Raw genomic sequence first — 10,008 nt, 5'->3', positions numbered from 1 at the left:
CTTCGCGTTGCTCGCAAAGACGGGTATTAAATTGATTATTAAGACTTAGATAGATACATTTTCGGCGTAATAAATTATGAAGGGATAAATATCTACCATTCAGTATAAACTATCGTCTTTGCGAGCAACGCGAAGCAATCGAGTGTACTTATCCAATAAGGCTCCGTTCTGGATTGCTTCGCGTTGCTCGCAAAGACGGGTATTAAATTGATTATTAAGACTTAGATAGATACATTTTCGGCGTAATAAATTATGAGGGGATAAATATCTACCATTCAGTATAAACCATCGTCTTTGCGAGCAACGCGAAGCAATCGAGTGTACTTATCCAATAAGGCTCCGTTCTGGATTGCTTCGCGTTGCTCGCAAAGACGGATATTAAATTGATTATTAAGACTTAAATAAATGCATTTTCGGTGTAATAAATTATGAGGGGATAAATATCTACCATTCAGTATAAACTATCGTCTTTGCGAGCAACGCGAAGCAATCGAGTGTACTTATCCAATAAGGTTCCGTTCTGGATTGCTTCGCGTTGCTCGCAAAGACGGGTATTAATTTGATTATTAAGACTTAAATAAATACATTTTCGGTGTAATAAATTATGAGGGGGTACCTCAGATCCTGAATGCTGTGAAGGATCTCCCTCAAAGTGGCATTGGATTTGTTTCCCAGCAACTTTCAGAAGATCCCTCGCTTTACTCAGGATGATGATTTAAGGTTGATAGCCCAATCGAATGATATGGGCTAAATTGCTTTTAGGCGCAAAGATTCCTCAATACGTACTGAAGAATACCGCCATTTTTGTAGTATTCCAGTTCGTCAGCCGTATCGATTCTGCAAAGTGCATGAAGGTGATCTACTCGACCGTCTTCACGTTCAATTTTAACAGATACTTTTGCGCCTGGAGTTAAAGAGTCAGATATTTCAATGCTGACTCGCTCACTGCCATCAAGTCCCAGAGTTTTACGTGTCATACCTTCCATGAACTGAAGTGGCAGAACCCCCATTCCAATCAAATTAGAACGGTGGATGCGTTCAAAACTCTCTGTAATTACTGCTTTTACACCCAGTAAATTGGTTCCCTTGGCTGCCCAGTCTCTTGATGAACCTGTACCATACTCTTTGCCTGCAATGACAACCAAATCATGATGCTCTGCCTGATAAAGCATCGATGCATCATAAATAGGCATGACATCTCCAGTAGGAATATAGCGAGTTATTCCACCTTCCTGACCTGGGGTCATTTCATTGCGAATACGAATATTGGCAAATGTACCTCTCATCATAACTTCATGATTTCCCCGACGTGAACCATAAGAGTTGAAGTCTTTTTCATCAACTCCTTTTGATTTTAGATACAGTCCAGCAGGTGAACTTGCTTTGATGGAACCAGCAGGTGAGATATGGTCTGTCGTTATTGAATCACCAAAAAGAGCTAGAATATAAGCCTGTTTAATGGGTTTAATTGCGTCAGGTTTCGCTTTGAGGTTTTCAAAGAAAGGAGGGTGCTGAATGTAAGTTGAATCTGGATTCCATTCATAAGTTTTACCTGTACTTGTTTTAATGGCTTGCCAATGACTATCACCCTGAAATACTTCAGCATATTCTTTACGGAACATTCCACCCGTTACTTTTGCAACCTCAAGAGCTACTTCTTCATTCGTAGGCCAGATATCCTTCAGAAAGACATCTTTTCCATCGGAATCTTTTCCTAAAGGTTCCTTGCTTAAGTCCATAGAGGTTGAACCGCATAACGCGTACGCCACGACTAATGGAGGTGAAGCCAGCCAATTCGCGCGAACCTGAGGATGAACACGGCCTTCAAAATTGCGATTTCCAGATAGAACTGCAGAAACAACGAGATCATTTTCAGTAATACAGTGAGCAATTGCATCAGGAAGTGGACCAGAGTTACCAATACAGGTAGTACAACCGTAGCCAACCAGATTAAAGCCCAATTGATCCAGATAAGTTTGTAAACCCGCTTGTTTCAAATAATCGGTCACTACTTTAGAGCCGGGAGCTAAAGAGGATTTTACCCAAGGCTTACGTTGTAAGCCTTTTTCAATTGCTTTTTTGGCAACGAGTCCTGCTGCCATTAGTACGCTAGGATTCGATGTATTGGTGCAACTGGTAATTGCGGCAATAACTACATTGCCATGTTTCATTTTAAACTCTTTGTTTTTAACTTCGAACTCAGAATTACTCTCTGATTCTTTACCTGTTTCTTTTAAGAAATGATTGAACTCAATAGGCAACGAGGTCAAATTGACTTTGTCCTGAGGTCTTTTCGGACCTGCCAATGATGGCTCAACTGTATCCAGATCCAAATGCAGAGTATCTGTAAATACGGGATCTTCGCTGTTTTGGTCATACCACATGCCCTGAGCTTTTGCATAAGCTTCAACTAAAGCGATAGTATGTTGATCGCGACCTGTCAATTCCAGGTAACGGATGGTTTCTTTATCGACAGGGAAGAAACCACAGGTTGCCCCATATTCTGGCGCCATATTGGAGATGGTTGCTCTATCAGCAAGTGGCAGGTCATTTAATCCAGGACCATAAAACTCTACAAATTTACCGACTACTCCTTTTTTTCTGAGCATTTGAGTGACAGTGAGTACCAGATCGGTAGCGGTAATGCCTTCTTTTAATTTACCGGATAACTTAAAGCCTATAACCTCGGGAATTAACATGGAAACAGGTTGTCCCAGCATTGCTGCTTCTGCTTCAATACCACCAACTCCCCAACCAAGAACCCCTAAACCATTGATCATGGTTGTATGTGAGTCTGTACCTACTAATGTATCTGGATATGCGTATAAATGACCTTCGCTTTCACTGCTCCAGACGGTTTTCCCCAAATATTCAAGGTTCACCTGATGGCAAATGCCTGTACCTGGAGGGACAACCTGAAAATTGGAAAACGCTTTTTGCCCCCAACGGAGAAACTCATAGCGCTCATTATTTCGTTCCATCTCAATTTCAGTATTTATTTCAAGAGAGTCTTTAGTACCAAATTTATCCACCATAACGGAGTGATCTATGACTAAATCTACTGGCGAAAGTGGAGAAATTTTATCGGCGTTTCCACCCATTTTGACAATCGCAGTGCGCATGGCGGCTAAATCAACTACAGCGGGAACCCCAGTGAAGTCCTGCATGAGAACGCGCGCTGGTCTGAATGCAATTTCATGCTGTGATGTTTTCGTTTGCAACCAGTCTGCAATAGCTTTGATATCTTTGGTTGTAACGGTATTATCATCTTCGAAGCGTAATAAATTTTCAAAGAGTACTTTAAGCGAATAGGGTAATCTGCTAATCCCTTTGAAGTTTTTGTTTTCCGCTGCTTTCAAGCTGTAATAATGATAGGTTTTACCATCAACTTTTAATTCACTTTTTGTTGATAGACTGTCATGACCTACTTTCATAAAAGAACTCCCAAAATCAAAAAAATAATAATAGCTTAAATTTATGAATTTTTCATGAGGTCTTTTAAACTAGACCCTATCTATTTCAGAACAACGGTACAATAAATTATCTTTACGAACATTAGTGAGTCAATCAACTGTGATCGTTAGAATTTTGTATCGGATTTATTCACTCCATCAGTAATGGCGAACCATTGATGGCGTTTATATCACTTACGTTGCATAGATTGGTGAGGAAGACTCAGGAATGTCATATACATCATTAAATATAAGATCTGGCTTCATGAGCCGAGCAGCCATTTGAAATATCGTTTTTTCTTCGGCTTTCTTTCGAGTTGTATCTGGAGATTCAGGCGTCATTAGATAGAAGCAGCTTGGAAACAGCAGGGTTATGGCCATGGAAAGAAATATGGCGCCTATAGCTGGATTGAATATAAAAGCAGGAATTGTGGCCGCCAATAAAGCAACTCCAATTCCCATTGTGGTGATTGCTGAATTCTGCAGCAAAGGATTAGGCTTCATTGTGTCCTCTATTCCCACTGGATAATATTTAAATCGATGATAATAGATAATAGAGGCAGATGTATTTTCGGGAGATTTCAGGCAATGCAATAATGTTTTTGCAAATCTATTGTATTGGATTAATACGTGTTCTTTCTCATAAATAGTGAATTGTTCACTTAATAGTTCTGTTTCAAAATCGCTTAATCTACTCTTCAGCTCACTCAGAAACAGTACTTTTTCCTTTGAAGGAATGTTTTTGAGTAGGTTGATTGCTCTGCTGATTTTATCATCAACTTCTTGTTTCGTGAGCACATGTGAAAATAAAAATCCATTCATATTGGAATACTCATAATCTATTTTTAAATGAAGGCTATCATTAGTTTTTCAGGTACAGTAGATGTCTTTACAGAGATTTACACCGAAGAAATATTACTTAACAGTACTTTGATTTTTTTTGCGTAATGTTTGCAATTGGTATGAATATTGCAGTTAAAGGGAACAGTACACAAGGAGTGTCAATATGATTGATTTGAATAATCTTATTCTGGATTCATTTAAGTTATCGGATGTTAGTGGAGCAACTCAGGAACAAATAAAATCAATTGAGTCACTGGAAACTAAAGAAGAACAAAAGGATGAACAAATAAACGAGACAGTAATCGATCCGGGTTCGTTTATATTATTGTTTACTGAACTATTGTTAAATGATTCTGTTAAAAAAGATGCTCTTCCCGAAGGAATGAACTCTAAAAATATGGATATAATTAATGAGAAATTGAATGAAGCCAAATTAGATTCCGTCAGTGTGAGTTGTTCCGGTAATAAAGATCAGGCTGTGCTGGAGGGTATCAGTCAGGTTCTACCCCAAGACGATAAATTGACTGAATCAGTCAATTTATCGCCTTCACCAGCAGACAGTATGGATTCTAATATTGCTCTTACCTGGATAGATTCGGACCAATTTGAACCACCATTGTCTGCCTCTACAGATCCCGTGATGTCTTTGGATTCCGAAACTGAAGGTGTCGAGCTGTCATTCGTAGATAAAAGCAACAGGCATTGGGAGCAACAGTTCTTAAATGATCAATTCAGTCAAAATAATTTAATGTCTGCTGAGAAAATTGATGCTCATCAGGTCGAAAATACTCCAATAATCGAAAGTAATGAGCAATTTATCAATGAATTAAAAAATGCTTCTAATGAATCATTAATTAATAAGCCAGGCAGTGATCGGTTCATTGCGGATCTGAACACTCAATCAGAACCTACTCTATTAAATAACAACCAGCACGTTACGGCTCAACCTGAATTATTCAATAATCAGTACTCCAATTATTCTACAGATGCAGATAAAACGAAACATATTGACATATCATTGCCCTTAAGTAATGCTCAATGGGCTGATAAATTTTCTGAACACATCATTTGGTTAGGGCACCATGGTGTTAAAAGTGCTGTAATCAAACTTAATCCTGAAGATTTAGGGCCATTGGAAATTAGTGTTAAAGTAGTTAAGGATTCCGCCTCTGTGAATATTACCAGTCATAGCAACCATGTACGGGATATTGTTGATCAGGCCTTACCGCGGTTAAGAGAGCTGATGGCAGATCAAGGGCTGGATTTGGCTGAGGTCACTATAGGAATGGATGGGAATTCACGTCAGTCAGAACAAAACCCAAATGGTTTTGTGAAAGAAGAAACGAGACAGGAGATTGAAGATGGGGCATTAATTACCCCACTTAAAAAACAATCATCCAAAGGATTAATAGACTATTTTGCATGATGCAGCTGGTCTTTAAAAACGGATTTATGTTGTTAAAAGGGAGTTTACAACAATGCGTAGTAATAAATTTCGAGATTGGTTGAACCAAATGGGTAATCAGCAGTTTGTTTTCAACCCGATTTGTTCGGAACAGCTTGATAGGGTATTAACAGATAAATCAATTCAAAAATCAATAGCCAGATCTAAAAAGAATCAACTTTTGTACAGTTATGTTGAAAGTAAAATTGTATCTGACTATGCATCGATTATTGATTGCAAGTTAAGAGACGTATTTTATACATTGAGCTTAGACGATTTCAAAGATCCCAAAGGGTTTGAATGTAAGGATAAATCCAGCTCCAACCAATATAGTTATTTCGATATAAGAAATAAGTTGGAGTTTTTTCTAAAACAGGACATCCAGCAACATCATGATCAACCCGATGCAAAACTGAATGCGTTCAGGCGATGGATCGGAATATCGGATGTGCTGTTAAGACGTCATTGTTATGAAGGCTTTTTGTTAGTTTTTACCAATTTACAATTGATAGCAAGCCCTAATTTAATCAAAGGTTTACCTCAAGGAATTCAAAACACTTATCATGAGTTATGCCAGTTAAATTCACCACATAAAAATCATCTTGCTTTAAGAAATTTTATTAAAAACAATTCAAATGAAACCAATTTTTCACCATTAATTTTTACTTATCATGCGATCGCTGTGATCAATGAATCCATCCTTCACATCAGAGAACAGGATATTGTATTGAAAAGCAGGAAAAAGGAAGTACGCAGAGAAATTCATCGTTTGCAACATGAAATGGATTCCAGTGACTTCAAAAAACTCCATAAATTAGTCGAGAATCGAGAGCATATTCCGAGAGATTTGAAATATGGGAATCGTTATATGATTAGTTTGTTGCGAGAATTCAAAAGAATACCTAAAGCACTGCAAAATAATCAAAAGATATTGTGTGAGCAAAAAGAACAGCGCACGGATTTAATCAATACAATAGCAAAAGAACAGAGTTTTAAAGGTAAAACTTTACCTGCTTATCTTGAGAAAACCTTTAATCGTATAAGTTTTCGTTATAATAAACAAAATCTTGAGCGAAATCTGGGTATAGTAACCAAGGAGCCAGTTAGCCATCGAGATACCGCTCCATCCAGGTTATATTCTCACTCGTTACGGCCTTCATTTTGGAACAGAAAAGGCAAGTCAGCTGAGCAACATTGGAATGAGACCTTTACACCAAGTTGTTTACATTCCAGGTAAGCTTGGGACTTCTGAGTAGGACGGGTAGGAGCAATTCGATTAACAACGCTGTCTGCATTGAATAGTGAGACCTGTCCATTTATCGATTAAGCAACTTCGCTGGCAGCTATAACCAATGTAGCTCCATCTTGTCCAATAAGCGCCTCGTATGGGTTGTACAGGCGTTACATGGATCACCGCTGGATTTCTGCTGTAACTATGATATCCAATAAAATAAGCCAATTGCGTGCCTTGAGGGGTTAAGGGGCTGGAGTTTGCTTTTATCTGATTGCTATAACCAATACTGAATAAAAGAACTAAAAAAACAATAACCATGTATCCCTGATGGGTTTTAAACATCCTTTTATTATTCATAACTGGTTCCTGTATATTATTGTTTTATTGAAATTATAGACCAAATTGATTCGTGTAGTTCAAAAATCGATCATTTAATCCTTTTTTACGTGTTTGGGTGCAACAGTACAATACATATCAAGGGTATTTCATTTCATGGTCGAGGCGAGTAGCATAACTTCATTTCAAATTTAAGGTGATTAGCATGCCAGGGAAAATCATTTTTATTACTGGATGTTCGAGCGGAATAGGATATGACGCTGTTTTTGCTCTTAAAAACAGAGGACATCGAGTTATTGCTTCATGCCGTAAAATGGCAGATGTGAACAAACTGATTGAAACAGGTGTAGAAACACTTCATATGGATGTGAGTGACTCATCATCCATCACAAGTGCATTTACTGAATTATTAAAAATCACTTCAGGTCGTATCGATGTTTTAGTCAATAATGCAGGTTATGGTCAGGCAGGTGCCCTGGAGGATATCAGTCGAACGGTCATTCGCCAACAGTTTGAAACGAATGTCTTTGGGTTATTGGAACTTACAAATCTGATTGTGCCTATAATGAGGAAACAGGGTAGTGGACGAATTATCAATATAAGCTCAATCCTGGGAATTATCAGTATGCCTATGCGAGGCGCTTATAATGCATCGAAATATGCTGTTGAAGGACTAAGCGATACGCTTAGATTAGAACTCCAATCATCAGGAATAGATGTCATTTGTATTGAGCCAGGTCCAATTGACAGTCGATTTAGAGAAAATGCAGTAGATCTAAGCTTGCAACATATTAATCGAAATAACAGTTTTTTTAAAAAACAATATGAGGTTATGCTAACAAGCTATAAACAAAATAAAGCCGACTCAGTGTTTACCAAAAAACCTGTCGCTGTAATTAAAAAACTGGTTCATGCCATTGAAGCAAAAAGACCAAAAGCAAAATATCCGGTGACTTTTCCTGCGTATTTATTTATCGTTTTGAAACGAATTCTCAGTACCCGATTACTTGATAAAATAATACTTAAATTATCGAAGAAGGAATTATCCTAGATTGAAATGGAGAATAGTATTCACAAGAAGCTTAAACATGTTCTATTGCAGATAGGCGTATTAACATTAAATTGGCTCTTATCAATAGGTGGAGAAAATGAACACATAATTCATGCATCCAGCTTTGTCAGGAATTATTGTTAGTCAGAACTCATTATTAAGGTACTCCAACTCTGCTCTTTATTGCAGGCACGGAAACCTGGTTTCCGAATTTGATGCAGCAGGTTTATTCAGCAGAATGACCTGTTTAAATTCCTTGATAAAGCTCAGATTTTAACCTAAATCTGCAATAAACACGCTTGATATATTTCTAATTAAAAACGCAGTCAAGCCTTCAAAAATCATGTAGATTATAATTTAATCAATCTATTTATTAAATAATCAAAAAATTTTATTAAAAAAGGAAGAAAAATATTGATTTGTTTGCTAATATCTTAATGGGTCAAAATAAAAACCTTTAACTATCAAGGAAGTAATATTATGAAAAAATCAACAATGGCTGTAGCTGCACTGTTAACTGCTTTATCTTCAGCTCCTATGGTTTCTGTAGCATATGCTGATGATACATCTACTCCTGCTGCTGCAACTTGTACTGGCTGTAAAGGCTGCAAAGGCTGTCAAGGTTGCAAAGGTTGCAAAGGTTGTGGCGGTTGCAGTGGTGACTAGTAATTAGTTTGTTCAAACAAAGAGGTAGTTTTAACTACCTCTTTCTTTTATGTAGTAATGAATATGACAACTGATTCAAATTTTGTTTTACCCCAGTTAAGCAAATGGCGGAAGAACGTTTTTTTGGGTTATGCAACCCAGGTTCTTGAAGCCCAACAACAAATGATTACTCCGAAAGGAAAAAACATACTTCATTATACGCTCAGAAAGAAACGCAAGCATGAGCGAATGAGTCATTACCCAAAGGGTGATCGAATTGATCATTCAACAGGTTCCCAGTATTTTTATCATTGCCATAGAGAAAATTTTGAAAGCACTGAACATGGACATTTTCATTGTTTTATCCGATACAAGCACATACCCAAACGAATTAAACCGGCTGCTTTGTCAGACTGGGATAAATATATAGATAATCCCATGACTCATCTGGTCGCAATAGGGATGAATCAATACGGATTACCTATACGACTTTTTACGGTTAATCGATGGGTTACTTCTGAAATATGGTATGACGCAGAGCATATTTCCTATTTTCTGAAACGTTACAAGATGACTTTGACGGACGATCCTTATTGGCAGGTTTTAGATAGATGGCTCGAAGGGATGCTGCATTTGTTTTCTCCTCAGATTGAGTGGCTTCATAAAGCTCGAGATGAGCAGATGAAACATCATCTGGCTAGAGATCCATCGGCTAATCCTTACATGGATTATGAGCTTGAAGAGTTATCTGAAATTCATATTGATTTGAAAAAACAGATTGAATGGATAATTAGTTGAATAGGTGATAAAAATAGTTACGAAAAATCTGAAATTTAATTGCTTCAAACCCAGATAAACCGATACAATATGCGCAAATTCCGAGATAAATAAAACAGTATTGTTTTTCTGGGTATTATCAGAATGACTTTATCGTTTGAATATTGGGGGAGCGATTAGTCAGACTAATCCTTCATAGGTTAATACTTTCTTGTCTAAGGAATTC

At 37.5% G+C, this 10,008-nt stretch carries 8 protein-coding genes; 5 read left to right on the top strand and 3 right to left on the bottom strand.

The features are described 5' to 3' along the window. Window positions 1-758: 758 nt before the first annotated feature. Window positions 759-3,434, bottom strand: coding sequence for an aconitate hydratase AcnA (gene acnA, locus Lqua_RS06555; RefSeq protein WP_058473473.1), 2,676 nt, complete (start codon window positions 3,432-3,434; stop codon window positions 759-761). A 213-nt stretch (window positions 3,435-3,647) separates the two neighbouring features. Then, window positions 3,648-4,274, bottom strand: a complete 627-nt coding sequence (locus Lqua_RS06550) for a lpg1689 family Dot/Icm T4SS effector (protein ID WP_058473472.1) — start codon at window positions 4,272-4,274, stop codon at window positions 3,648-3,650. Between the two features lie 184 nt (window positions 4,275-4,458). Between Lqua_RS06550 and Lqua_RS06545 the strand changes: the two genes are divergently transcribed. Together Lqua_RS06545 and Lqua_RS06540 are read left to right on the top strand one after the other, a co-directional pair. Next, window positions 4,459-5,721, top strand: a complete 1,263-nt coding sequence (locus Lqua_RS06545; protein WP_058473471.1) for a flagellar hook-length control protein FliK — start codon at window positions 4,459-4,461, stop codon at window positions 5,719-5,721. A gap of 52 nt (window positions 5,722-5,773) precedes the next feature. Continuing rightward, the gene (locus Lqua_RS06540) at window positions 5,774-6,976 is read left to right on the top strand and encodes a hypothetical protein (RefSeq protein ID WP_058473470.1); all 1,203 of its coding nucleotides are present in this window, start codon (window positions 5,774-5,776) and stop codon (window positions 6,974-6,976) included. Window positions 6,977-7,015: 39 nt separating this feature from the next. Here the strand turns inward: Lqua_RS06540 and Lqua_RS06535 are convergent, their stop codons facing one another. Further along, complete coding sequence (locus tag Lqua_RS06535) at window positions 7,016-7,330, bottom strand: hypothetical protein (RefSeq protein ID WP_058473469.1); 315 nt, start codon at window positions 7,328-7,330, stop codon at window positions 7,016-7,018. Window positions 7,331-7,514: 184 nt separating this feature from the next. Here Lqua_RS06535 and Lqua_RS06530 point away from each other — a divergent pair, with 184 nt between their 5' ends. From Lqua_RS06530 to Lqua_RS06520, 3 genes are all read left to right on the top strand, one after another. After that, on the top strand, window positions 7,515-8,360 hold the full coding sequence (locus Lqua_RS06530) for an SDR family NAD(P)-dependent oxidoreductase (RefSeq protein WP_058473468.1): 846 nt from the start codon (window positions 7,515-7,517) through the stop codon (window positions 8,358-8,360). Between the two features lie 480 nt (window positions 8,361-8,840). Continuing rightward, window positions 8,841-9,026, top strand: a complete 186-nt coding sequence (locus Lqua_RS06525) for a hypothetical protein (protein ID WP_058473467.1) — start codon at window positions 8,841-8,843, stop codon at window positions 9,024-9,026. A 63-nt stretch (window positions 9,027-9,089) separates the two neighbouring features. Next, window positions 9,090-9,803 carry a DUF6969 family protein gene (locus tag Lqua_RS06520; protein WP_058473771.1) on the top strand — a complete coding sequence of 238 codons (714 nt, stop codon included), beginning with the start codon at window positions 9,090-9,092 and terminating at the stop codon, window positions 9,801-9,803. Window positions 9,804-10,008 lie beyond the last annotated feature (205 nt).

It is taken from the genome of Legionella quateirensis (genome assembly GCF_001467955.1).
In the GTDB taxonomy this organism is placed as follows: domain Bacteria; phylum Pseudomonadota; class Gammaproteobacteria; order Legionellales; family Legionellaceae; genus Legionella; species Legionella quateirensis.
Note: the sequence above shows the minus strand (reverse complement) of the source record. Positions and strands in the feature narration are given on the sequence as shown.